The 25,124-nt window shown below is 68.0% G+C and carries 18 protein-coding genes and 1 pseudogene; 5 read left to right on the top strand and 14 right to left on the bottom strand.

Going from position 1 to position 25,124, the window contains the following annotated elements:
- Positions 1 to 5: 5 nt before the first annotated feature.
- From ACMAUO_RS08670 to glgA, 11 genes and pseudogenes are all read right to left on the bottom strand, one after another.
- Positions 6 to 494, bottom strand: coding sequence for a 2-thiouracil desulfurase family protein (locus tag ACMAUO_RS08670; protein WP_420356516.1), 489 nt, complete (start codon positions 492 to 494; stop codon positions 6 to 8).
- 100 nt (positions 495 to 594) lie between these two features.
- Positions 595 to 1,433 (bottom strand): annotated as a pseudogene (locus tag ACMAUO_RS08665) (IS5 family transposase).
- 211 nt (positions 1,434 to 1,644) lie between these two features.
- Positions 1,645 to 2,562: a polyphosphate kinase 2 gene (gene ppk2, locus ACMAUO_RS08660; RefSeq protein ID WP_420356515.1), complete on the bottom strand. Its 918-nt coding sequence runs from the start codon at positions 2,560 to 2,562 to the stop codon at positions 1,645 to 1,647.
- 103 nt (positions 2,563 to 2,665) lie between these two features.
- Entirely contained in the window at positions 2,666 to 4,135 is a 1,470-nt protein-coding gene (locus ACMAUO_RS08655; protein ID WP_420356514.1) for a carbohydrate porin, read from the bottom strand.
- Positions 4,136 to 4,144: 9 nt separating this feature from the next.
- Positions 4,145 to 5,755: an inorganic phosphate transporter gene (locus tag ACMAUO_RS08650; RefSeq protein WP_420356513.1), complete on the bottom strand. Its 1,611-nt coding sequence runs from the start codon at positions 5,753 to 5,755 to the stop codon at positions 4,145 to 4,147.
- A 94-nt stretch (positions 5,756 to 5,849) separates the two neighbouring features.
- Positions 5,850 to 8,462 (bottom strand): malto-oligosyltrehalose synthase, encoded by a 2,613-nt coding sequence (gene treY, locus ACMAUO_RS08645; protein WP_420356512.1) that lies wholly within the window; start codon positions 8,460 to 8,462, stop codon positions 5,850 to 5,852.
- Positions 8,459 to 10,495, bottom strand: coding sequence for a 4-alpha-glucanotransferase (gene malQ, locus ACMAUO_RS08640; RefSeq protein WP_420356511.1), 2,037 nt, complete (start codon positions 10,493 to 10,495; stop codon positions 8,459 to 8,461). The genes treY and malQ overlap by 4 nt, the downstream gene beginning before the upstream one ends.
- Positions 10,488 to 12,275 carry a malto-oligosyltrehalose trehalohydrolase gene (gene treZ / locus ACMAUO_RS08635; RefSeq protein ID WP_420356510.1) on the bottom strand — a complete coding sequence of 596 codons (1,788 nt, stop codon included), beginning with the start codon at positions 12,273 to 12,275 and terminating at the stop codon, positions 10,488 to 10,490. The genes malQ and treZ overlap by 8 nt, the downstream gene beginning before the upstream one ends.
- Positions 12,268 to 14,394 (bottom strand): glycogen debranching protein GlgX, encoded by a 2,127-nt coding sequence (glgX, locus tag ACMAUO_RS08630; RefSeq protein ID WP_420356509.1) that lies wholly within the window; start codon positions 14,392 to 14,394, stop codon positions 12,268 to 12,270. Before glgX ends, treZ begins: the two co-directional genes overlap by 8 nt.
- A gap of 3 nt (positions 14,395 to 14,397) precedes the next feature.
- A complete protein-coding gene (gene glgB / locus ACMAUO_RS08625; protein WP_420356508.1) occupies positions 14,398 to 16,620 on the bottom strand; it encodes a 1,4-alpha-glucan branching protein GlgB in 2,223 nt (740 codons plus the stop codon).
- A gap of 114 nt (positions 16,621 to 16,734) precedes the next feature.
- Positions 16,735 to 18,375 (bottom strand): glycogen synthase GlgA, encoded by a 1,641-nt coding sequence (glgA, locus tag ACMAUO_RS08620; protein ID WP_420356507.1) that lies wholly within the window; start codon positions 18,373 to 18,375, stop codon positions 16,735 to 16,737.
- Positions 18,376 to 18,665: 290 nt separating this feature from the next.
- On the opposite strand from glgA, the gene ACMAUO_RS08615 reads away from it, so the two are divergent.
- Positions 18,666 to 19,925 (top strand): MFS transporter, encoded by a 1,260-nt coding sequence (locus ACMAUO_RS08615; RefSeq protein WP_420356506.1) that lies wholly within the window; start codon positions 18,666 to 18,668, stop codon positions 19,923 to 19,925.
- Positions 19,926 to 19,946: 21 nt separating this feature from the next.
- Here the strand turns inward: ACMAUO_RS08615 and acuI are convergent, their stop codons facing one another.
- Together acuI and acuR are read right to left on the bottom strand one after the other, a co-directional pair.
- Positions 19,947 to 20,930: an acrylyl-CoA reductase (NADPH) gene (acuI, locus tag ACMAUO_RS08610; RefSeq protein ID WP_420356505.1), complete on the bottom strand. Its 984-nt coding sequence runs from the start codon at positions 20,928 to 20,930 to the stop codon at positions 19,947 to 19,949.
- Positions 20,931 to 20,959: 29 nt separating this feature from the next.
- A complete protein-coding gene (gene acuR / locus ACMAUO_RS08605; protein ID WP_420356504.1) occupies positions 20,960 to 21,574 on the bottom strand; it encodes an acrylate utilization transcriptional regulator AcuR in 615 nt (204 codons plus the stop codon).
- Positions 21,575 to 21,727: 153 nt separating this feature from the next.
- On the opposite strand from acuR, the gene ACMAUO_RS08600 reads away from it, so the two are divergent.
- Together ACMAUO_RS08600 and ACMAUO_RS08595 are read left to right on the top strand one after the other, a co-directional pair.
- The gene (locus ACMAUO_RS08600; RefSeq protein WP_420356503.1) at positions 21,728 to 22,105 is read left to right on the top strand and encodes a hypothetical protein; all 378 of its coding nucleotides are present in this window, start codon (positions 21,728 to 21,730) and stop codon (positions 22,103 to 22,105) included.
- Positions 22,102 to 22,311 carry a helix-turn-helix transcriptional regulator gene (locus tag ACMAUO_RS08595; protein ID WP_420356502.1) on the top strand — a complete coding sequence of 70 codons (210 nt, stop codon included), beginning with the start codon at positions 22,102 to 22,104 and terminating at the stop codon, positions 22,309 to 22,311. The genes ACMAUO_RS08600 and ACMAUO_RS08595 overlap by 4 nt, the downstream gene beginning before the upstream one ends.
- Positions 22,312 to 22,463: 152 nt before the next feature.
- Here ACMAUO_RS08595 and ACMAUO_RS08590 read toward each other — a convergent pair whose 3' ends face one another.
- On the bottom strand, positions 22,464 to 23,039 hold the full coding sequence (locus ACMAUO_RS08590; RefSeq protein ID WP_420356501.1) for a TetR/AcrR family transcriptional regulator: 576 nt from the start codon (positions 23,037 to 23,039) through the stop codon (positions 22,464 to 22,466).
- A gap of 91 nt (positions 23,040 to 23,130) precedes the next feature.
- On the opposite strand from ACMAUO_RS08590, the gene ACMAUO_RS08585 reads away from it, so the two are divergent.
- Together ACMAUO_RS08585 and ACMAUO_RS08580 are read left to right on the top strand one after the other, a co-directional pair.
- The gene (locus ACMAUO_RS08585; RefSeq protein WP_420356500.1) at positions 23,131 to 24,111 is read left to right on the top strand and encodes an SDR family NAD(P)-dependent oxidoreductase; all 981 of its coding nucleotides are present in this window, start codon (positions 23,131 to 23,133) and stop codon (positions 24,109 to 24,111) included.
- A gap of 185 nt (positions 24,112 to 24,296) precedes the next feature.
- Positions 24,297 to 25,007 (top strand): CBS domain-containing protein, encoded by a 711-nt coding sequence (locus tag ACMAUO_RS08580; RefSeq protein WP_420356499.1) that lies wholly within the window; start codon positions 24,297 to 24,299, stop codon positions 25,005 to 25,007.
- Positions 25,008 to 25,124: the final 117 nt, after the last annotated feature.

Below are 25,124 nucleotides of genomic sequence, written 5' to 3'. Positions count from 1 at the left end.
CCTGGCTAGGACAATTGTGCCTCAAGCGCGTCGATTCCGGTTTCCGCAAACACCACCACGCCATGGGCGCGCAACAGCGCCGCCGTCACCCCCATGCCCTCATGCCGGCGACCCTGAAAGGTCCCGTCATAGATGAAGACGCTGCCGCAGGAGGGGCTGCCATCGGTCAGGATCGCGAACCGGCACCCATGCTCCCGCGCCAGGGCCAGTGCGGCCTCGGCCCCGGCGATATAGAGCGCCGACACATCCCCACCGCCGGCCTCGATCACGCGGGCCTTGCCCTCCAGCACAGTCTGACCGGATTGCCCATGCGCAATTTCGGCCGGCGGACGCGGCACGCCGAAACCGCCCGAAAGCTCGGGGCAGACAGCGACAAGCCGCCCTTCCGCCTGCCATCGGCTCAGCGCCGGATGCAGGGCAGGCTTGGCCGCTCCGTCATAGCGCACAGGCTGGCCCAGCAGGCAGGCACTGATCAGGATCTTCGATTCCACCATGGCGCCTCCATATCATGGAAGTGGGCAATCTGCTTTCGTCTTCCGAAAAAAGAAGCAAGAAGACTTCTGATCTGCTCTCCTTCTCAGAGTCCGTCCAAGATCATACTTTATGATTACAGAGTCTTCGGAGCATCATCCGGACTGATGCCGATTGAAGGAAAGCGAGTGCGTTCTGGTCGAGGCACTCCCAATTCTTGCTCAGGCGTCGGCAGCGGTTCAGCCAAGCGATGGTGCGTTCCACAATCCAGCGCTTGGGCAACACCACGAACTTTCGGGCATCGCATCGTCGCACGATCTCGACGTTCACAGTGCGGCAGGCATGGGCCAGTCCCTGCTGGAACTTCGGCCCCTGATAGCCAGCGTCGGCGTAGAGTTTCAGAAGGAACGGATACAGTCCGAACAATGTTGCCATCAGCATGACGCCGCCGTGGCGGTCCTGGATATCAGCCGCATGCACGATGGCGGCCATCAGAAGTCCCTGTGTATCGACGAGGATATGCCGCTTCTTGCCCTTGATGGTTTTGCCACTGTCGAAGCCGGACGGGTCGATCCGGCGCCCCCTTTTTCGGCGCTTTTGACGCTCTGACTGTCAATAATGGCCGCTGTGGGGCTGGCGTCGCGATGCACCTGTTCGCGGCAGAGCACGTAAAGGGCATGGTGCAACCGCTCGAGCGTACCCTCATACTGCCAGCGGCAGAAATAATAGTTCACCGTAGCTGCGTGGCGGCAGATCTTTCGGGAGCGCGCGCCACTGGCACCCGATGCTCAGAATATACATCAGACCGTTCATGACCTCGCGTACGTTCACGGTCGCTTGTTGCCGCCCCGCTTCGCATGGGGGATCATCGTCTCGATCAGCGACCATTCCTCGTCAGTCAGGTCGCTGGGATAGCGGAGTTTGCTGCGGTCATACCGGACGCGATTTTCAATCGTCCACATCGAGCGGCCTCTTCAAATCGGGGCTGCCGACATGGAATCACAGATGATTCCAAAGATTCAAGATGATCTCGGACGGACACTAAGGACGCTGGCCTGCGTTCTGAAGGAAGCAAGCTCCAGCAGATACAGGGGCATGCAAAATCGCTCCAGGCTTTTGGAGCAGCGCGAACGCAGGGACACGTGGAGCGCCCCCGGGTCCGGACGTGTCAGGTCAGTAGCGCGACGGAACCATCATGGCATCCGGGGTCGGCTGCCGTTCGTAATCAGGATGGTGGACCCGCTCGGGCAGCACTACGTCCGGCTTCGGCACCGGCCTATAGGGCACAAGCGAGAGCAGGTGAGCGATGCAATTCAGGCGGGCACGCTTCTTGTCCACCGCCTGCACCACCCACCAAGGGGCTTCGTCGATGCTGGAGCGCTCGAGCATCGTCTCCTTCACTCGGGTATAATCTTCCCAGCGGCGACGACTTTCCAGATCCATCGGGCTGAGCTTCCACTGCTGCAGCGGATCTTCGATCCGGGCGCGGAAACGGGCCTCCTGCTCGTCATCGGTAATCGAAAACCAGAACTTGACGATCTGGATGCCGCTGCGGACGAGCATGCGCTCGAACTCAGGCACCGAACGGAAGAATTCCTCGTATTCATCCTCTGTGCAGAAACCCATGACACGCTCGACGCCGGCGCGGTTGTACCAGCTCCGGTCGAACAGAACGATCTCGCCCGCCGCCGGCAGATGGGCCACGTAGCGCTGGAAATACCATTGCGTGCGCTCGCGGTCATTGGGGGCCGGCAGGGCAGCCACGCGGCACAGGCGCGGATTCAGGCGCTGGGTGATCCGCTTGATCGCGCCGCCCTTGCCGGCGGCGTCCCGTCCCTCGAAGATCACGACCAGGCGATGGCCGGTCGCTTTCACCCAGTCCTGCAACTTGATCAGTTCGCCCTGGAGGCGGACCAGTTCGCGGAAATAGACCCGCCGGAACGCGCGGTCGGTTGCATCGAGTTTCCCCCCGATGGCCTCTTCCTCCAGGGCAAGTTCGAACTCCTCGTCCAGGTCGTCGATGAGTTCGCGGCGCATCTGCACACGCTCGCGTTCGTCCGCCGACAGGCTGTTCATATCCTCATCGTCCATGTCGCTGCCTCCTCCGCCGCGCGCCATGCGCCGCATTTGCCGGAATAGGATTTTCCCCAAGCAAGGACCTTGAAATTTTCATGAAATGCATGCTGCCCGGTTCTCAGAACGTGGTGGTCATGTTCACGCCCAGCACGACGCCGTTGCCGATCGACCGGCCGGTTTCCGGGTCGAACGATGTGCCGCCGACATGCCAGAAATACTGAAAATCGGGCTGGACGATAAGATACGGGGTTACGGCCGCCTGATAGGTCGCCTCTATATGCTGCTCGGGCTTCAGCTTACCGGCTAGGCTGGTGCCCAGGCGCATGGCGTCGTGCGCATTTCCGATCGCCCTGCTGCCGTAAAATCCTGTTCCCCAGGCAAGGCCGATCGTATCGTCGGTCCGGCCCGGTACCAGACCATCGAACGTCACGCCACCCTGTATTTCGGTCGCATACCGATTACGCGAGCCGTCATTGGCGGTGGCGCGCACGAACAGGCTGATCGTCTTGCTCGATCCCGGCGCTGCCCGCCAGATCATCTGGTCAGCCACCACGTACATCATCCAGTTGTCATGATGATAGAGCGGCTGACCTGTGCTGTCGGGCGAGGCCAGCAGGCCACCGTGGCTGTCGTATCGCTGATCGGGGAACCGCCCGGTGTCGTAGAGCCCGCCGAGCTTCCATGTTCCCGGCAGACTTGGCGCATCCTTGCCGGCAGTCCAGCGGGCGACATCGGCTGAAAACTGGGCCTCGCCGATGAACAGCGTGCCACCGCTGGTCGAAAACGCCGTGCCCGAGGGATCGCGCTGCGCGGGCGCAACATTGCTGTAGAACGGGCCGCGCGTCGGGTTGTCGTCGGTGACGGCGCCCATCAACACCAATTGGTCGATCGGCGTCCATTTCGCCCGCACCCCCACGGCGGAAAACGGCCAGGATGGCCCCCCGGAATACAGGTTGCTGGAAGTGGAAAGCGGCCAGCCGAAACTGGCATTGAGGAAGAACGAGGCATTTTGGCTGACGAGGAATTCCGTATCGAGATCGATCGACCCCACGCGAACATCCAGCCGGTTTGCAAAGAAGCCCTGGCCGTACCAGAGTTCGAACAACCGGGTCGAACGCCCCGCATCATAGCCGCTGACGGCATTCACCGCCCCCAGTCGCTCGCCCGTCAGCGACCGGCCACGGATCTGCAACGCGCTGACATTCAGTAGCCCGTCAGGCCAGCCGAAGCCGCGCTCGGTATCGAACATCAGGGTTACGGCGGTCATGCCGTCATAGGTGGGTCCGGGGTGAAGACCGCCGGCGGCCAAGCCCCATAACTCCTCGACATCCTGCACGTTGATCCGGATGCCGTGGCGCGCCAGCCAGGGCCGTGCCCCGCCCGCCTCGCCTAGCAGCTCGCTCCCGGGGTCTTCGGAAGGCTGCACTTCCATCGGCGTTGGTGGGGGCAGCGGCACGCCCGAGGGCAGGATATCGGTTACCTGCGGCTTGGTGGCAGCCAGGACGCCGCCACCAGCCGTTAGGGAACAGATCACGGTCAGGAGCCCCACTACACGGTGCTGAACCGGAGGGAACAGTCTGACCTTCATGGCCTCGGATCAGAAGACATGCCTCAGAATAAAGAACAGCACGCCGCTGATCAACATGGCGGCAGGCAGGGTGATCACCCAGGCCATGGCCATGGTGCGCAATGTCCGCCATTGCAGGCCCGAGCCCGCCGCCGCCATGGTGCCAGCCACGCCGCTGGAGAGGATATGGGTGGTGGAGACCGGCAGGCCATAGCCTTCGGCCAGGCCGATCGTTCCCATCGCGACCAGTTCCGCCGAGGCGCCCTGCGCATAGTTCAGATGGGTCTTGCCGATCTTTTCGCCCACGGTGACGACGATACGCTTCCAGCCGACCATCGTGCCCAGGCCCAGCGCTACCGCGACGGCGACCTTGACCCATGTGGGAATGAAGCGCGTGCCCGCGTTGAGCTGGCCCATGAAGTCCTTCAGACCGGCGGCCTCGGCCCCTGCGAAGGCATTGGTCTTGCCCAGCACGCGGATCGCATCCGACACCAGATACATATCCGTGCGGACGTTCGGCACCTGGGCGGCGGGGATGGCGTTGAGGGTGCGGTAGCCCTTGACCGAATTCGCGATGTCGTCGGAGAGCACGGCTAGCGCGCCGTAGACCTGCCCGTCCGCGACCGCCCGGTCGCGCAGCGCCGCCGTTACCCGCGCACGGGCCGCCGCCACATCGTCGGGATCGGTGCCCGCCATGTGATGGCGGAAGATACCCGCGGCATCACCGGCCGACTGGACGAAGGCCGGCATGGCGGCTTCCGGCATGGCGCGGTTGAGCGCGTAGGCGGTGGGTGCGGCGCCGATCAGGATGAGCATGATCAGGCCCATGCCCTTCTGCCCGTCATTGCCGCCATGGAAATAGGAGACGCCGGTGCAGGTGCCGATCAGCAGGCCGCGGATCCATAGCGGCGGCGGCTTGTGGCCCTCGGGCGTCTCGAACAGCGTCCGGTTGCGCACCAGCACGCGGAACAGCCAGAACAGCGCCATGGACAGCACGAAGCCGCAGAGCGGGCTGAACAGCAACGCACTGAAAACCTTGGAGACTTGCGACCAGTCGACGCCGTAGGTGGCCGCCCCGGCGGGGGCCATCAACTGGTTGGCGATGCCCACCCCCATGATCGAGCCGATCAGGGCGTGCGAGGAACTGTTGGGCACCCCCATCGCCCAGGTCGCGAGGTTCCATACGATCGCGGCGATCAGGAGCGCGAAGATCATCGCATATCCCGCGCCGCTGCCCACCTGGAGGATGAGTTCGACGGGCAGCAGGGTGACCACGCTGTAGGCGACGGCGCCGGACGAGACCAGCACGCCCAGCAGGTTCCACACGCCCGACCACACGACGGCCACCATGGGCGGCATGCTGTTGGTATAGATCACGGTCGCGACAGCGTTCGCCGTGTCGTGGAAGCCGTTGACGAATTCGAAGCCCAGCGCGATCAGCAGCGCCAGCGCCAGCAGGGCGAAGGCCCCGATCGCCAGCCCGTTCCCACCCGCCGCCTGAAGGTCGGCCAGGACGCTGTAACCGACGAAGCCCAGCGCACACGCCAGCACGGCCAGGAAGAAGATCCTGAACGCCGGGGTTCCCCCACTCTCCATTCTGGGACGCAGAAAATGACTGCGCGGTATGGTTGTCTCCGACAAGGCAATCCCCCCTTGGCCAAAAGCGCTGTGACGGCGCGACATTCAGCGGAAAGCCCGGTCCAGAAACAGTGAAGTTATTTTGAAACGACTGATATCAACCGGATACCAGCACATCCAAAGGCGCTTCGCCGGCCAGCATGGCGAGGTCCAGCATCGCCGCGCGGTCGAGGATGCGGCCCGGATGGAGCAGCGAGCGCCAGGGGCCGGCGGGGGCGTCGTCCCAGTCCAGCGTCGTGCCGCGCCAGAGCATGGCGGGGCAGGACAGGTCGGTCGGGTCCGGCATCAGAGCGGCGGACAGGCGCGGCGCGATCACCAGCATCGTGGCGCCTTCCGTCACGCGGGCGAAGGCGAGCAGATGCTGCCGCCGTGTGCCGGTGACCCGGACGGGGCGGTACGCGCCGTCCGCGAACAGGGCGGGATTGGTGGCCCGGAACCGCAGTATTGCGGCGATCAGCGCCTGTTTTACCCTGCCGTCGCGCCAGTGCGGCAGCAGCGATGCGATATCCGCGCCTTCGGCCAGGGCCGCCATGCGGGCCGGGAAATCGACCGGGCGGCGATTGTCGGGATCGACCAGACTGAAATCCCAGAACTCGCAGCCCTGGTACAGGTCCGGCACGCCGGGGCTGGTCAGGTGCAGCAGCGTCTGCGCCAGCCCGTTCAGGGCGCCGGCGGGGGCGATCTGGTTGACGAAGGCATCGACCATCCAGGGGAAGCGGTTTTCGGAGTGAGCGGACAGCAGGCCAGTGAGAAAGGCGCCGCACGCCTGCTCGTAGGCGGGTTCCGGGTCGATCCAGCTAGTGTGGCGCTTGGCCTCGCGGAGGGCCTTGACCTGCCAGGCGGCTATGCGATCGTGGAAATCCGGCGTGATCCGGTGTTCCAGCGGGCTGTCGCCGAGCGGCCAGGCGCCCAGCAGGGTCTGGTAGAGGATCAGTTCGTCGGCGCGGTCGGGTGCGGTGCAGGGGCCGGTGCGCAGGGTGACGCGGTGGCGTAGCGGGGCGTTGAATGCGCTCCAGCGGGTGGCGACGCGCGCCCATTCCTGCGCCAGTTCGGACAGTACGGCGATGCGGGCGCGGGCGTCTTCGCCGCGCTTGTGGTCGTGGGTGGCGGTGGCGAGCATGGCGCGGGGCCAGTCGCGACGGCGCGCGAGATTGGCGGCGTGGAAGGCGGCGACCGTGCCGCCGAACTGGCCGGGATGCGTGCCGACATCGTTGCGCGACAGCAGGCGGCCATAGCGGTAAAAGCCTGTATCTTCTACCGATTTTGCAGCCAGTGGGGCTGTGAGGTGCACGAAGCAGGCGATTGCCTCGGCGGGGCCGCCGGGCCCGAGTTGCCGTTCCAGCCAGTCCAGCACCGGCTGGTGCGCCGGCACCAGCGTGGGCCGCACGGCCTGGCAGACTGCGTGCAGGACCCTGCCGCCGTCGCCTTCATATGTCCGGTAGACGGGAAAGCGGATCAGGATCTGGCGCAGGACACGGTCCAGGGCGGCCGGCGTGAAGTCGCGGGCGCGCGGGTCGCGGCCGGCGAGGCCGGACAGGACATGGACCAGGCGGGCGAGATCGGCGGCCAGGGTGCCGTTCAGCACCGCCTCGCGCGCGGCCTGTTCTTCCTCGCGGAAGCTGGTGGCGCCGCCAGCACCCCAGACCCACAGATCGTCCAGCGCGTCGGCGCCGCGCTGGTCGTGGAGCAGGAGGTCGACCTGTTCCAGAAAGTCGTAACCGGTGGTGCCGTCGATCGGCCAGTCGGCGGGCAGGGCTTCGTCCGCCGCCAGAATCTTCTCCACATAGAGGGGGGTATCGGGTGGGGCCCCGGGAGGGCGGCGTGAGGCGGCGGCGGACAAGGCGCGATGCAGGCGGGTGGCGTAGGCATGGGGATCAGTGAGGCCGTCGATGTGGTCCACCCTCACGCCGTCGATCAGCCCGTCGGCATACAGCTCGATGACGGTGCGATGCACGGCGTCGAACACGTCGGGATGCTCGACGCAGAGCCCGGCCAGCGTGGTGATGTCGAAGAAGCGCCGCCAGTTGATCTGGTCGGAAGCCGTGCGCCACCAGGCCAGCCGGTAATGCTGGCGCTCCAGCAGCGCGTGGAGGCGGGCCCGGCCCTCGGGATGATCGGGGGCCATGCGCGCCAGCACGGCGTCCGGCGAATCGTCGCCCGCGAACAGGTCGGCGTAATGGTCCGGGCAGATCGGGAAGCGGTGTTCGTAATGCCAGCAGGCGAACGAGCCGTCGGCTGCGTCGTGGCGCAGGTGCAGCGTGCCGTTTTCCAGGCAGTCGCCGTAGGGCTCGGCCAGGAAGGGCAGAAGGACGCGGCCGCGCAGGCGCGCGTCGGGCGGGTTCCAGTCGATGTCGAACATATGCGCGCATCGGCTGGCCTGCCCCCAGGCCAGGACATCTTCCCACCACGCATTGCCGCTGCCGCCGACCGCCATGTGGTTGGGCACGATATCGAGGATCAGCCCCATGCCGCGTTCGCGCAGGCGCGTCACCAGCCGGGCCAGGGCCTCGCGGCCGCCGAGTTCGGGGTTGATGCGGCTGTAGTCGAGCGTGTCGTAGCCGTGGGTCGAGCCCGGGCGGGCGGCCAGCAGCGGCGAGGCGTAGAGATGGCTGATGCCCAGGCCGGCGAAATAATCGACCAGCGGGACGGCGTCATCGAGCGTGAAGCCGGCGTGGAATTGCAGGCGGACGGTTGCGCGCACCCCCGTCATGCCGGGTTCCGCGCCGTGCGCAGCAGGTCCAGCCGGCGGGCGGCGTCCGGCCGGGCCAGCAGCGGCGGGCCCGGCGGATAACGCTGCTGCCAGTTGGGATGGCCGGAGATGGTGCCGGGCAGGTTGGGCTGTTCGGCCAGGCCCAGCGCGTCTTCCAGCGGCAGGATGGCCAGCGGTGAGGCAGCCTGGCCGACGAAGCGGGTTGCGGCATCGACCACCTGGGCCGCGCCGGCTGGTGTGACCGGGGGCGGTTCGGGCGCATCGGGCGGATGCAGCGCCGCCCACAGGGCCGCGCGGTCATGCGCGCGGGCGGCCAGCGCGTCCTCGGCGCGGGTGCCGCGCGGCAACTGGCGCAGGCTCTTGCGCCAGCCGATATCGGTGGCCTGCCACCAGCCGGCGACCGTGGGCAGGTCGTGCGTCGTGGTCATGGCCACGTCGTTCGTGCCCCATCGACCCGGTGGCAGGAACGCGCCCTGCGCGTCGCGCTGGAACCACAGCACGTTCATGCCCATGATCGACCGCTGCGCCGCGCGGGTGCGGAAGCCCGTGGGCACGGTGCCCAGATCCTCGCCGATCACCACCGCGTCGTGCCGGTGCGATTCCAGCGCCACCAGCCGCATCAGGTCCCGCCCCGGAAAGGACAGGTAGGCGCCGTCGGCCGCCGAGGCGCCCTCGGGGATCACCCACAGCCGTTCCAGCCCCATGACATGGTCGATGCGGATGCCGCCCTGCCGTGTCAGCGTCGCGCGCAGCGTGTCGATGAAGGCGCGGTAGCCGTGGGCGCGCAGCGCGGCGGGGGAGAAGGTGGTCAGCCCCCAGTTCTGCCCCAGCGGGCCGAGCGGGTCGGGCGGCGCGCCGACCGACCCGCCGATCAGGAAATCATCCTGGTTCGCCCAGCACTGGCTGCCGCCCGGATCGGTGCCGACCGCGAGATCGGCGATCAGGCCGATGCGCATGCCGGCGGCGCGCGCCGCCTCGCCCGCGCCGTGCAGGCCGCGTGCCGCCAGCCATTGCAGGAACAGGTGGAAGCCGACCTCGTGATGGCGTTCCGCCGCGAAGCGCGCGACCTCGGGGCTGGCGGGATTGCGCAGGCTGGCAGGCCAGGCGCGCCAGTTGCCGCCACGGGGCCCCCGGCCGAGTTGATGCGCCTGCAGGGCCTCGAACACCGCATGGCAATGCAGCGCGCGGCCGTGGGCGGCGACGAAGGCCGTGAGTTCGTCCGGCGGCGTGTCGCGGATATGGTCGTCATACAGGCAGCGCAGCATGCGCAGCCGGAGCGCCGCCGCCGCCGGCCAGTCGATCAGCGGCGCCTCTTCCAACGCCCGCGTGGATTGTGGCGCGATGCGCAGACGGCGCATCACCGCCCCGATTTCCTGCGTGGAAAACCAGCTTCGCATATCCGCCAGCAGCACGTTGAGGAACAGCCTGCTGGAGGGGGAATAGGGGCTGAACTGCGCGGGGCGAGCACTGAACATGGCGTGGACCGGGCTGATCGCCAGCGCATCGGCCCCGGCCGCCGCCGCCTGGCGCGCCAGGTCGGCCAGCGCGCCGAAATGGCCGATGCCGCCATCGTGCCGCGCGCGCAGGCCGGGGATCTGCACCGCCAGCCCCCAGCCGCGCGCGCCGTCCGTGGCATCGGCCACCGTGCGGCAGCGGGCCGGCGCGATGGCCAGCACCGTGCGCCGGCCCAGGATGTCCAACTGGTGATAGCCGGTCCGCGCGATCGCGGGCAGGCGCACGCGGCCGTCGCGCGCCCGGCCGGCATGGCCCGAGAACGTGCCGCCATCCTCGTAATCCAGCCGGAAGGCCAGCCGGCTGGCCGTGGTGCGCAGCGGCAGCACGGTCGCCACCCCGACCTGCCCCACGATCATCGGCGGCAGCGTGCCTTCCTCCGGCATCGACCCGCCTTCGAGCACCCGCAGCAGGTTGCGCAGCGTGTCGAGCCCGACCCGGTGCGAGACGCCGGCGGCATCCTGCCAGGCGGTGACCAGACCGGCCTTGCGGGCCCGCGTGCGCAGGGTGCGGTCATCCATGGGCGGCCCCGTGGATGGGCTCGGCCAGATGAACGGTGACGGCGTGGCGGGGCAGCCGCGTGTCGGTGCCCGAGGCGGGCGGATACTGGAACAGGACCGGGCCGGCGACCCACTCCGGCAGGTCGACCGGGTCCGCGCCCAGATTGAGGCCGAGCGAGAGGATTGCGCCGTCGGCCATCCGCCAGCGCGCGGCCACCGCGCCCGGCCCGAGGACGCGCGCGCCCAGACCCTGCGCGCCACGCAGGCGCGGCGTGATGCGGGCATGGCGCAAATGCAGCAGGGTGGCGAAGAAGGCCAGCCATTCCCGCCCCTCCGGCGTTTCGGCCTCGTCCGGCGGCGGGATCGAGGAGGCGAAGGTGTCGGGGTGGTTGGGGTCGGGGATGGTCTCGCGCCGGGCGGGATCGCTGAAATGGGCGAAGGCGGCGAATTCGCGGCGGCGGCCGTCGCGCACGATGTCGCCGAGGATGGGCGGGTGGCTGGTGAAATAGAGGAATGGCTGGCGCGAGCCCCATTCCTCGCCCATGAACAGCATCGGGATCTGCGGGGACAGCAGCAGCAGGCCGTAGGCGGCGCGCAGGGCCTGCGGGGCGGCCAGCACCGTCAGCCGCTCGCCCAGCGCACGGTTGCCGATCTGGTCGTGATTTTGCAGGAACAGGACGAAGGCGGTGGCGGGCAGGCCGCCGGTTTCCATGCCGCGCGGGCGGCCGAGGGTGGGGAACATCTCGCCCTGGAAGGCGAAGCCCTCGGCCAGCACGCGGGCCAGCCGGCCGGCGGGGTCGGTGGCGAAATTGGCGTAATAGCCTTCATCCTCGCCCGTCAGCAGGACGTGCAGGGCGTTGTGCCCGTCATCGTTCCATTGCGCGTCGAAACCCGCGCGGAGCAGGCCGGAATCGTTGTTCTCGTTCTCCAGGATCAGATGGACGTGGCGGCCGGGCTCGATGCGCGCGCGGACATGGGCGGCCAGCTCGACCAGCCAGTCGCGCTCGCCGATTGCCTGCACCGCGTCCAGCCGCAGGCCGTCGAACCGGTATTCCATCAGCCAGTACAAGGCATTTTCGGCGAAATAGGCCTGCACGGCGGGCTGGCGGAAATCGATGGCGTCGCCCCAGGGCGTCGGGTGGCCGGCATGGAAGAAGGGGGCGGCGTAGGCGGCGAGGAAATTGCCCTCCGGCCCGAAATGATTGTAGACGACATCGAGAAAGATCATCATGCCCAGCGCGTGGGCGTGATCGACCAGCGCCTTGAGGTCCTCCGGCGTGCCGTAGGCGGATTCCGGCGCGTAGGGCAGCACGCCGTCATACCCCCAGTTGCGGCCGCCGGGAAATTCGGACAGCGGCATCAGTTCCACCGCCGTGATCCCCAGCGCCTTGAGCCGGGCGAGCTGCGCGCGCACGCCGCGAAACCCGCCGGCGGCGCCGACATGGATTTCGTAGATGACCGCCTGCTCCCACGGCAGGCCCCGCCAATCGTCATCCTGCCAGGCATAGGCGCGGGGATCGACCACCTGGCTGGGGCCCGAAACGTCGCGCGGCTGGGCGCGGGAGGCCGGGTCGGGCACTGCCAGATGCGGGTTGAGGCGGTAGCGGTAGAGCGCGCCGGCGCCGCAGGGGGCCTGGGCCTCGAACCAGCCATCGGCGGTGCGCGCCATCGGCACCGGGGGCTGGCCCTCGATTTCCACCGACACGGCGGCGCAGGACGGCGCCCAGAAGCGGAAGCGCGTCTGCCCCGGCGCGAGCAGGGTCGCCCCGAAATGACCGGCGAAAGCATGGGTCTTACGCATCGACCGTTCCCTTTGCCTGCTGGCTGCCCGGCGTGAAGCCGAGCAGCACGACGCCGTGGGCACCGACCGTCCAGCGCGCCAGCCTGTCCGACAGGGCGCCGGTGCGCGCCGGATCGACACTGTCGAGCAGCAGCGTCCATGCGCCCGGAACCGGCGGCAGGATGCAGTCCATGTCCTCGTCGCCCGCGTTCATGATCAGATAGGTGGTGTCGGGCGGGCCGTCATCGGTGCTGGAGCGCAAAAGCCCTAATATTCTTCCATGTTCGTCATTCCACGCGTCGGACGTCATGGGGTGGCCCTCGGCGTCGTACCAGGCGATGTCGGGCACGCCCGGCGATGTTTCGCGCTTGCCGTACAGGTAGCTGCGGCCGCGCACCGAGGCGTGGGTGGCGCGCAGGGCGGCAAGCTGGGCGACATAGGCGATCATCGCCTGCCCGGCGGGGGTGGCGGCCAGCGGCCAGTCCAGCCAGGCGGTGGCGTTGTCCTGGCAGTAGGCGTTGTTGTTGCCGCCCTGGGTCTGGCCGAATTCGTCGCCCGCCAGCAGCATCGGCGTGCCCTGCGAGAAGAACAGGGTGGCCAGCATGGCGCGCCGCACCCGGTCGCGCACCGCCAGGATCGCCCGGTCGTCGGTCGGGCCTTCCGCCCCCCAGTTGCGGCCGAGATTCTCGGAATGGCCGTCCTGGTTATCCTCGCCGTTGGCGTCGTTATGTTTGTGGTCGTAGCTGACCACGTCCATCAGCGTGAAGCCGTCATGCGAGGTGATGAAATTGACCGAGGCCCAGGGGCGCCGTCCGCGCCGGTCGAAGATATCGGCGGAGCCGGCGAGCCTGGCCGCCATGTCGCCGCGCGTCAGCGCATCGCCGCGCCAGAAGCGGCGCACCGTGTCGCGATAGCGGTCGTTCCATTCCGCGAAGCCCGGCGGGTGGTTGCCGAGCTGGTAGCCTCCGGGGCCCGGGTCCCACGGTTCGGCGATCAGCTTGCGCGTGGAGAGCACCGGGTCCTGCCGCAGGACGTCGAAGAAGCCGCAGAACGGGTCGAAGCCATAGCTCTCGCGCCCCAGGGTGGAACAGAGATCGAAGCGGAAGCCGTCGATATGGTAATCGACCGCCCAGTGGCGCAGGGAATCCATGACCATCTGCAACACGCGCGGGTGCGACAGGTTGAGCGTGTTGCCGCAGCCGGTATCGTTGATCAGGTGGCGCTCGTCCTCCGGCACCAGCCGGTAATAGACGGCGTTGTCCAGCCCGCGATAGCACAAAGTGGGGCCGAGTTCGCTGCCCTCGCAGGTGTGGTTGTAGACCACGTCGAGGATCACTTCGATGCCGGCCGCGTGCAGGCGGCGGATGGCGGTGCGGATCTCGTGCGGCGAGCCCTCGGCCAGGTAGCCGGCCTGGGGGGCGAAGAAGGACAGCGTGTTGTAGCCCCAGTAGTTCGTCAGCCCGCGTTCCAGCAGGAAGCGGTCCTTGAGGAAGGACTGCACCGGCATCAGTTCCAGCGTGGTGATGCCCAGGCGCAGCATGTGCTCGACCAGGCGCGGATCGGACAGGGCGCGGAAGGTGCCGCGTTCGACCGGCATCAGGTCGTTGCGCCGCATCGACAGGCCGCGCACATGGGCTTCCATGATCACCGTGCGGTCCCACGGCACGCGCGGCAGCCGGTCCTCACCCCAGTTGAAGGCGTCGTTGGTGACCACGCTCTTCGGCATGGCGGGCGCGCTGTCGCGCCGGTCGATCGACAGGTCGCCGCGCGGCGAGTTGACGCGGTAGCCGAACAGCGAGTCCGACCAGCTCAACGCGCCATGCAAGGCGCGGGCATAGGGATCGACCAGCAGCTTGTGCGGGTTGAAGCGGTGGCCGCGCAGCGGTTCATAGGGGCCGTAGGCGCGGTAGCCGTAGAGCAGGCCGGGCCGGGCGTCGGGCAGGTAGCCGTGCCAGACTTCGTCGGTGCGTTCGGGCAGTTCGAACCGCGCGACCTCGCGCCGGCCCGAGGAATCGAACACGCAGAGGTCGATGCGGTGTGCATTGGCCGAGAAGACCGCGAAATTGACGCCCAGCCCGTCCCATGTGGCGCCCAGCGGCGCCGGTGCCCCGCGCATCAAGCGGGCGGGAAAGCGCATCATGACTCAGCCCCCATATGCCCACTCCGGCGTGAGATAGAGGACGGCGAGCGGGGGGAGGACCAGGACGCAGGAATGGTCGCAGCCATGGGCGGGCTCGGGTTCCGCCAGGGCGCCGCCGCCATTGCCCATGCCTGACCCCGCATATTCGCCCCCGTCGGAATTGAGCAGTTCGCGCCAGTATCCGCCGCAGGGCACGCCCACGCGGTAGGCCGGGCGCGGCACCGGCGTCATGTTGCACACCACCAGGACCGGGGCGGCGTCGGGCGCGCGGCGCAGCCAGACGAAGACCGCGTTGTCGACGTCATCGCCGATCAGCCAGTCGAAGCCGTCGGGCGTGCAGTCGGCGCGGTGCAGGGCGGGGATGGCGCGGTGCAGGCGGTTGAGGTCGCGGACCAGCGCCTGCATGCCCCGCCCCTCCGGCTGGTCCAGCCGGTACCAGGCGACCTCGCCATCGGCCCGCCATTCGTGCGGCTGGGCCAGTTCGCCGCCCATGAACAGCAGCTTCTTGCCCGGATGGGCCCACATGAAGGCGAAATAGGCGCGCAGGCCGGCATGTTTGCGCCAACTGTCGCCCGGCATGCGCTCCAGCAGCGAGCCCTTGCCGTGCACGACCTCGTCATGCGACAGCGGCAGGATGAAGTGCTCGGAAAAAGCGTAGTGCAGGCCGAACATGATTTCGGAATGATGGTAGCGGCGCCAGATCGGGTCGCGCCCCATATAGGCCAGGGTGTCGTGCATCCAGCCCATGTTCCATTTGTAGGAAAAGCCCAGGCCGCCATCGGCCACCGGCCAGCTTACGCCCGGCCAGGCCGTCGATTCCTCGGCGATCATGAGCGTGTGGGGACAGAGTTCGGCGATCGTCACGTTGAGGTCGCGCACGAAGGCGACGGCCTCCAGGTTTTCGCGGCCGCCATGGACGTTGGCCAGCCATTCGCCCTCGCGCCGGCTGTAGTCGCGATAGAGCATCGAGGCCACGGCATCGACCCGCAGCCCGTCGACATGGTAGCGCCGCAGCCAGGTGAGCGCGCTGCCGATGAGGAAGCCCCGGATCTCGTTACGGCCGAAATTGTAGATCAGCGTGTGCCAGTCGGGGTGGTAGCCCTCGCGCCGGTCCGCGTGCTCGTACAGGCACGAGCCGTCGAAATGGGCCAGGCCGTGGGCGTCGGCGGGGAAATGGGCCGGCACCCAGTCCAGAATCACGCCGATGCCGGCGCGGTGGCAGGCATCGACGAAGGCGGCGAACTGTTTTGGCGCCCCGAAGCGGGCCGATGGCGCGTACAGGCCCAATGTCTGGTAACCCCATGATCCGTCGAAGGGATGCTCCATGACCGGCATCAGCTCGATATGGGTGAATCCCATATCGACAACGTAAGGGATCAGCGTCCGTTCCAGGTCTTCCCAGCGCAGGATGCCGTGGGGGTCGCCCTCCGGCCGGCGCCAGGAGGCCAGATGCACCTCGTAGATCGACAGCGGCGCGGTGTGGGCCTGCCGGCCGGCGCGGCGTTGCATCCAGTCCTCGTCGGTCCAGGCGAAGGGGGATGTGTCCGCCACCACCGAGGCGGTGGCCGGGGGTTGCTCGGCCGCCAGCGCATACGGGTCGGCCTTGGGGGGGAGCAGGCGGTGTTCGGCGTCGATGATCTCGTATTTATAGCGCTCGCCGGGGCCGATGCGGGGGATGAACAATTCCCAGATGCCCGCCGCGTGGCGCAGGCGCATGGGGTGGCGGCGGCCGTCCCAGACATTGAAATCGCCGATGACCGACACGCGGAACGCATTGGGGGCCCACACCGCGAAACGCACGCCGGCCACGCCGTCGATCACCATCGGCTGGGCGCCCATCACCCGGTCCAGGTCGCGATGTTCGCCGCGCGCGAACAGATGCAGGTCGAGATCGCCCAGCAGCAGGCCGAAGGAATAGGGGTCCTCGGTTTCCTCCCAGCCGTCGGCCCAGCCGATCTTGAGCCGGTAGCGGGCGCCGGCGGGGACGGTGCCGACATACAGGCCGCGTTCGTCCACCCGGCGCATCACGCGCTCGACCGGGGCCGAGCGCGGGCGCTGCACCACCAGCCGCACCGCCCGCGCATCGGGGCAGAAGGCGCGCACGACGTCCAGCCGCCCATGCGGCTGGCGGCCGAGGATGGCGAACGGGTCGGGGCAGGTGCCTCGCAGCAGGTCTTCGGCTTCCGGCGGAAGGGAATAGGCACTTTCGTTCGAGGCAACATTCATGAGGCGGGGTTCCGGCGGGCAGGAGATGCGGGCGGAGAATGGCGGACGAACAAACGGGCAGGCAGGCCGCCCCAGGGCGGCCGGGCGACGCCGGACGCGGGACGGCGCGATGCGTCAGCCGGGGCGGCCGAACGGATCGTTGGCGCGGACGCGCCCGCGCCGGGCCGCCTGGTAGCTGGCCCGGGCGGTCCGCGCGGAGTGGGCCGCGCCGGTCGGGCCGGCCAGCGGCGGGCGGCGGCGCATGGAGGACTGGTCGAACTCTGCCATGCCGACTTCCGCACGGCCGAGGACGCGGCGGAAAAGCCGGGCATATTCCTGCGCCTTGCGGCCCCAGGAGACATCGTAGCGCGCGCCGTTGCGTTGCAGCCCCGCCCAGCGCGCCGGCTGGCGGTACAGCGTGGCGGCGCGGCGGATGGCGCCGGCCAGCGTTTCGCCATCGACCGGGGAGAACAGGAAGCCGGTCGCGACGTCGCTGGCCATCGCGGCCTCGTTGGCGTCGATGATGGTATCGGCCAGGCCGCCGACGCGCGAGGCGATGGGCACGCAGCCATAGCGCACGGCGCAGAGCTGGGTCAGGCCGCAGGGCTCGAAGCGCGAGGGCAGCAGCAGGGCGTCGGCCGATGCCTGGATGCGGTGGCCCAGCTGCTCGCTATAGCCGATATGGCAGGCCAGCCGGTCGGGATACTGGCGGGCCAGCCGGGCCAGCGCGCGCTCCATCGCCACGTCGCCGCTGCCGACCACGACGAGCTGCGTCCGGTCGTCGAGAATATGCGGGATGATATCGGCGAGGATGTCCACGCCCTTCTGCCCCGTCAGGCGGCTGACCAGCCCCAGCAGGAAGACATCCGGGTCCTGCCGCAGGCCGAATTCCGCCTGGAAGGCCCGCTTGTTGGGCCGACGGCCCGCGAGGTCGCCCACCTGGTAGGGGAACAGCACCGAGGGATCGGTTTCGGGGTTCCAGTCGTTGGTGTCGATGCCGTTGAGGATGCCGCGCAGCCGGTCGGACCGGGTGCGCAGCAGGCCGTCCAGCCCCATGCCCCATTCGGGGGACTGGATTTCGCGCGCGTAGGTCGGCGAGACGGTGATGATGCGCGCGGCGAAGAGCAGGCCGGCCTTGAGAAACCCGACCTCGCCGTAACATTCCACGCCGTCGATCGAGAAAGCATGGGGCGGCAGGCCGAACCGTGCGAGATCGGACACCGGGAAGCGGCCCTGGAAGGCGAGATTGTGGATGGTCTGCACCACCGGCGCGGCCGGCTGGCCGTCATAATGCAGATAGGCGCCCGTGAGGGCGGCCTGCCAGTCATGCGTCATGACCAGGTCGGGCCGTTGGCCGGGTACATGCCCCTGCGCGAGGCTGGCCGCGACGCGCGACAGACACGCGAAGCGCAGCCCGTTATCGGGCCAGTCGGTGCCGTCGGGCGCCAGATAGGGGTTGCCCTTGCGCCGGAACAGGGAGGGACAGTCGATGACCAGCAGGTGATGGCCCGCCGCGTAGCCTTCCAGCAGCGCGATTTCGACGCCCGGTAGCGGCGACATTTCGGCCACGCGCACCGGGCCTTCCAGCGCATCCAGCACCGCCGGGTAGCCGGGCAGCAGGGTGGTGACCAGCACGCCTTCGGTGCGCAGCGCCGCCGGCAGGGAGCCCACGACATCGCCCAGTCCGCCCGTCTTGACGAAGGGGAACATTTCCGATGCCACGGACAGCACGCGGATCGGACCCGGTGCCTCCTGTTCCTGCTGGTGACGGTGCATGCCACGTACCCTTCTTGGTCAGGAGGAAAGGAAGGCGCCCGGTCGGGCCTCTGAAAAAATCTAACGACGCCGACCGGCTGGAGAACCACTATCACGGCAAAGTGATAGATTCGAAAGATTCCTGCCAATTCGGCGAGAGATTCGAACTTGTGATTCGAACTTTTCGCCGTCGCGACGATCGGGGCCGGGCGGCCGGCGGCGGGCATTTTCCCTTGTGGGCCGGCACCCCCCCTGCCATTGGCGGCGGTTGCCGCTAGAACGGAGGAAAGCAACAAGGAACCGCCCCGACCATGACTCCCCTGCCCCCGACCGGCGCTGCCCCTCCGCCGCGCAGCCTGAGCGACGCCCGGCACATTATCGCCGCGTGCTTCCTGGGCTGGACGCTGGATGCGTGCGATTTCTTCATCGTGCTGTTTACGCTGGACAATGTGGCCCGCAGCTTTTCCACCTCGCTGGAGGCGATCCTGCTGGCGCCGACGCTGACGCTGATCAGCCGGCCGGTCGGGGCGTATCTGTTCGGCCGGGCCGCCGATCGTTACGGCCGCCGCCCGATTTTGATGGCGACGATCGTGACCTATTCGACCATCGAGCTGCTTTCGGCCTTCGCGCCGAACCTGACGATTTTCCTGGCGCTGCGGCTGCTGTTCGGCGTGGCGCTGGGCGGGGAATGGGGCGTGGGGACCTCGCTGACCATGGAGACCGTGCCGCCGCACTGGCGCGGCATGGCGTCGGGCCTGCTCCAGGCCGGGTATCCGGCGGGCTACCTGCTGGCGTCGCTGATGTTCCTGCTGCTGCCGGCGCTGGGCTGGCAGGGGCTGTTCGTGCTGGGGGCCTCGACCGGGCTGTCGGTGATCTATGTCGCGCTGTACGTGAAGGAAAGCCCGGTGTGGCTGGCCGGCCAGCAGCAGATGGCCGGCATGGCGCGCGCGGCGAAGCCGTCCATGCTGTCGGTGCTGCGGCGCTATCGGGGGCTGGTGGTGTATGCCGTGTGCCTGATGGCGGCGTTCAATTTCTTCAGCCACGGGTCGCAGGACCTGTTTCCGAAGATCTTCCTGGCCCTGCAACGGCATTTGCCGCACCCGACCATTACCGTGATCGTGGTGCTGTATAACCTCGCCGCCATTGCCGGCGGGCTGTGCTTCGGCGCGCTGTCGGAGCGGATCGGGCGGGCGCGGGCCATTGCGCTGGCCGCCGCCCTGGCGCTGCCGCTGCTGCCGCTCTGGGCGCTTTCGGCCACGCCGCTGTGGATTGCCGTGGGGGCGGTGCTGATCCAGTTCTGCATCCAGGGGGCCTGGGGCGTGGTGCCGGCCTATCTGAACGAACTCTCGCCCTCCGACGTGCGTGCCACCTTTCCCGGCGTGGCCTATCAGTGCGGGAACCTGATCGCGGCCAGCACCGGGCTGATCCAGAACCGGATCGCGCTTGGCATGGGCGGCGACCTGGCGCCCGCGCTGATGATCGTGGTGGGGGGCGCGGGCTGCGCCATCGCGCTGCTGGCGACGTTCGCGGGGCCGCGCTTTCGCTCGCAGCTTGACGGCGCGCCGGAGTGACGGCGCGTTTGAAACCGTCTTTCAGGGAATTTTGACGACGACGCGGCCGCGCACCCCGCCATCGAGCAGTGCCGCCGCCGTCTGGGGGACGTCGGCCAGGGTGATTTCGCTGACCATGGACTCCAGGCGCGTGGGGTCGACCAGTTCGGCCAGGCGGCGCCAGGCTTCCAGCCGCCTGGGCTGGGGGCACATGACGCTGTCGATGCCCACCAGCGTGACGCCGCGCAGGATGAAGGGGGCGACGGTGGCGGGGAAGTCCATGCCCGCCGCGAGGCCGCAGGCCGTTACCACGCCGTCGGGCAGCATCGCGGCGCAGATATTGGCCAGCACCACGCCGCCCGCGACATCGACCGCGCCGGCCCAGCGCGCCTTTTCCAGCGGGCGGCCGGGGCTGGAGAACGCCGCGCGCGGCAGGATTTCGGCCGCGCCCAGGCCGCGCAGATAATCCTCTTCCTCCGGCCGGCCGGTGACGGCGGCGACGTGGTAGCCCAGACGCGCCAGCAGCATGACGGCGACGCTGCCGACCCCGCCCGCCGCCCCGCTGACCAGGACCGGGCCCTGGGCCGGAGTGAGGCCCTGGCGCTCCAGCGCCATGACGCACAGCATGGCGGTGTAGCCGGCGGTGCCGATGGCCATGGCCTGCCGCGTGGTGAAGGCATCGGGCAGCCTGACCAGCCAGTCGCCCTTGACCCGCGCCTTGCCGGCCAGGCCGCCCCACCAGCGCTCGCCCACGCCCCAGCCGTTGAGCACCACCCGCGTACCGGGCGGGAGGTCGGCGCGGGACGAGGATTGGACCGTGCCGGCGAAGTCGATGCCGGGCACCATGGGGAATTGCCGCACGATGGGACCGCGACCGGTGATGGCCAGGGCGTCCTTGTAATTCAGCGTCGACCATTCGACGCGCACCGTGACGTCGCCATCGGGCAGGCGGGCGTCATCGACCGGGCCGACATGGATTGTCTGTGCGCCGTCAGCGGATTTCTCGATTATCACGGCATCGAACATCGTCTGATCTCCTTTCGGCGGGCCGGGCTTCAGCGCCCGGCCATGGCCTCGAACCCATCCAGAAACAGCGTCAGCGGGCGGGCCGACCGTTCCAGCCGGGCGCGCAGCACCGCGCCCTCCCAGCCGGTCCAGAAGAAGGCCGCGTAGCGGCGGGCGGTGTCCGGCCCGTATTGCTCGGCCAGGCAGGCGGCCAGCCTTGCTTCCCACGACGCCAGCACCGCCGACAGCGCCTGGCGATAAGTCTCGGGCAGCACCGCCAGTTCCTGCCCCAGATTGCCGATGAGGCAGCCGCGCCGGAAATCGTGCCGGGCCATGCCGGCCGCCGCGTCGGCCACGAAATGGCGCAGCCGCTCCAGTGGCGGCATCCGTGCCTGCCCGAAGCAGCGATCGAGCTTCGCCGCGAAATAGGCGGCGTAGCGGTCGATCAGTTCCAGGCCGAATGCCTCCTTGCTGTCGAAATAATAATAGAACGAGCCTTTGGGGATGCCGGCGCCGCGCAGCAGGCCGTCGAGCCCGGTGGCGGTGAACCCCTGCTCGGTCAGCGCCGCGACGCCCGCGCGGATAAGCTGCTCGCGCGTCTGCGCGTGGCTGCCGGGCGCGCGTGGGGGGCGGCCGCGCCGACGGGGGAGTGCGGTGGCGTCCATGGGGGTGTTGTTAGACCGATCGTCTATTAAATGCCAGCGCGTGTGGCCGGTGGCGTGGTCACGAAACGGGGATCGGCCCTGATGTAAAGTGTGTTTGACATTTCCGGTTGCCGACCGATATGTGTAAAGCGTGCTTTACATATGGAGGGGTTGATGTCGAAAAAGCGTTATCTGGTCGAGCTTGGCGTGTGCCTGGCGCTGTATGCGCTGGCCGTGCTGATTGCGATGCAGTTGCTGAACCGTGGGATTGTGACCGGGATCGGCCAGCCGGTCGTGGCGCTGTTTCCGATGGTGCCGGGGATCGGCTTCTGCTGGGTGATGATGCGCCAGTTCGGCCGGATGGATGAATTGCAGCGCCGGATTCAGTTCGAGGCGCTGGGCTTCGCCTTTGCCGGCACCGCGATCGTGACCTTTTCCTACGGGTTTCTGGAAACCGTCGGCTATGAAAAGCTTTCGATGTTTTGCGTGTGGCCCCTCATGGCCGTGCTGTGGTCGCTGGGGATGGCCGTGGCCACGCGGCGCTACCGGTGAAGAACAATATCCGCGCCCTGCGCACGGCGCGGGGCCTGTCGCAGGAAGCGCTCGGCGCCGCGCTGGGTGTGTCGCGCCAGACCGTCAATGCCATCGAGGCCGGGCGCTATGACCCCAGCCTGCCGCTGGCATTCAGGCTGGCGCGCTTCTTTGCCTTGCATATCGAGGATGTTTTCGATGATGGCGGGGAGGGTGCTGCTTCGTAAGAGCCTGACCGAAAATGTGGGCTGGTGAGTGAGAGCGGCGCGTAAGCGGCGCGCCCGGCGTGTGTTTTTGAGCATCGGAGCGGAGCGCAAGAAACGCGCGTCGGATCGCCACCAGCGTGCATTTTCGGTCAGGCTCCAAGGTGATCGGCGGTCTACACCGGTCGTGACCCCGCAATAAGGATATCGACCAGGCGCCGGGCGCTGGCGGCCCAGCCCGGGGCGGCCGCGACGTTGGAGACGCCGACCAGGGCACGCAGGAAATCCAGCGGGTCGAGGTCCGGCCGGATGTCGCCGTTTGCCACGGCCCGCGCCACCAGGATGTCGATCGTGCCCTTGATGACGTCGGCGGAGGCCGCGTAGAGCGCGCCGGTTTCGCACATCAGCCCGTTGAGCGCCGGCGCGATCACCTGCTTGGCGGCGATGTAGTCCACGAACAGCAGCATCCATGCGCGCAGGGCCTCGACGGGGGGATGCGTGTTGGCGAGGTCCGTCGCGGCGGCGGCGAGGCGGTCGAGCTCGTTGCGGTAGACGGCCTCGATCAGCGCGTCGCGGCTGGCGAAATGGCGGTAGAGCGTGCCGATGCCGACCCCGGCGCGGCGCGCGACCTCGTCCAGCGGGATGTCGGTTTCGCCCGCGTGGAAGGCGGCTTTCGCGACCTCCAGCAGGCGTTGCCGGTTGCGCTGGCCGTCGCTGCGCGGCTTGCGGCGCGCTATTTTTTCCCCATCCACCCCTTTGCCCCTTGTTAAGCGGAGGAATCCTCCGCATATCTTTAAGCGGAGCATGCTTCCACATAACTCCCTTTTCTGCTGGAGGCCAATGATGGCACAGGATTTTGGCGCGACATCGACGACCGAGGATGTTCTTTCCGGTGTTTCCCTTGCGGGCAGGCGCGTGCTGGTGACCGGTGTTTCGGCCGGGCTGGGGGTCGAGACGGCGCGCGCGCTGGCAGCCCATGGCGCGCATGTGGTGGGGGCCGCGCGCGACCTGGACAAGGCGCATCGGGCGACCGAACAGGTGCGCGCGGATGCGGCGCGCGGTGGGGGGGCGTTCGAACTGATCGCGCTGGATCTTGCGGATCTGGCCAGCGTGCGTGCCTGCGCCGACGCGCTGAATGCGCGGGCCCTGCCCTTCGACCTCGTGATTGCCAATGCGGGCGTGATGGCCACGCCGTTCGGTCATACGAAAGACGGGTTCGAGACGCAGTTCGGCACCAATCATCTGGGGCATTTCGTGCTGGTCAACCGGATTGCCGGGCTGATGCAATCCGGGGCGCGGCTGGTGAATCTGGCGTCGGCGGGCCATCGCTTTGCCGATATCGACCTGGACGATCCGAATTTCGAACGGACGCCATATGAGCCGTTCGTGGCCTATGGGCGCTCCAAGACCGCCAACATCCTGTTCGCGGTGGCGTTCGATGCCCGGCATCGGGCGCGGGGCGTGCGGGCGGCGGCCGTGCATCCCGGCGGGATCATGACGGAACTGGTGCGCTACATGGATGCCGGGCAGATCGAGGCGATGATGGCGCGGATCAACGAACGTGCCACCGCCGAGGGCAAGCCGCCCTTCCAGTTCAAGACCATTCCGCAGGGGGCCGCGACCTCGGTCTGGGCCGGTGTGGTGGCGGACGCCGACGCCGTGGGCGGCCATTATTGCGAGGATTGCCATGTCAGCGCCGTGGTGCCCGATGATTCGACGACCGACCTGATGGATGGCGGCGTGCGGGCCTATGCCGTCGACCCGGCCCATGCCGAGGCGCTGTGGGCGGAGAGCGAGGAACTGGTGGGCGAGCGGTTTGGCTGATCGCGGGGTTGGGACCGGTTAGCCGGCCCTCTTCACAAAATCCGGACCGCGATTGCAGAGGCTGGGAGGCGTGCCCACCATCGGTGGGAGGCTGTTTGAGCACCGAAGCGCAGAAAAGGCCTGTCGGATCGCCGGCAGGGTGACTTTGCAGACAGCCTCCGCGTCTCTAGCAAAGGCTATACGCCATGAGAGTCCGGGACATCATGACATCACCGGTGTTCTGCGTCGAACCGGCGCAGGGCATCGCCGACGCGATCCAGTTGATGCTGGAACGCAGAATCAGCGGGTTGCCCGTTACCACCGCGCAGGGCGAACTGGTCGGCATCGTCACCGAAGGCGACCTGCTGCGCCGGCACGAACTGGGAACGGTCGGGGCGCATTCCTGGCTGAAAGACCTGTTCCTCTCGCCCGGCCGGCGGGCCGAGGATTATGTGCATACCCACGGCCGCAAGGTCGCCAACGTCATGACCGAGCAGCCGGTGACCATCGAACCGGATGCCCGGCTGTCCGACGCCATCGACATGATGACCGTCCATCACGTCCGGCGCCTGCCCGTGATCGAGAACGGCCGGGTGATCGGCATCGTCGCGCGGGCCGATGTGCTGCGCGCCCTGCTGCCCCTGGCCGCCGAACCGCCCGATGCCACCGATGACAACATGATCCGCGAAGCGGTCGAAGCCTCGCTGGAACGGGGGCTGGGCGCCTCGGTGCGGGATCTGGTCAAGGTCGAAACCTATCGCGGGGCGGTGATCCTGAGCGGCGCGGTGACCGATGAACGACTGATACCGGCAGCACAGGTGGCGGCGGAGAATACGCCGGGAGTGACGTCGGTGACCAACCAGTTGATCGTGGTCGGGCCCTTTGTGGGGGCCAATGTGCCGGCGCCGCCGTTCTGAAGCTGTTCTTTTTTGGAAAAAAAGAACCAAAAAACCTTGATTCGTTCGGGAGCTTTTTGCTGGGACAGGCGAGGCTCCTGGACGAATCGGGGTTCTTTTTGATTGAGAGGCTGTTTG

The organism is Gluconacetobacter brunescens (assembly GCF_048695475.1).
In the GTDB taxonomy this organism is placed as follows: domain Bacteria; phylum Pseudomonadota; class Alphaproteobacteria; order Acetobacterales; family Acetobacteraceae; genus Gluconacetobacter.
This window is presented reverse-complemented; position numbering and strand designations above follow the sequence as displayed.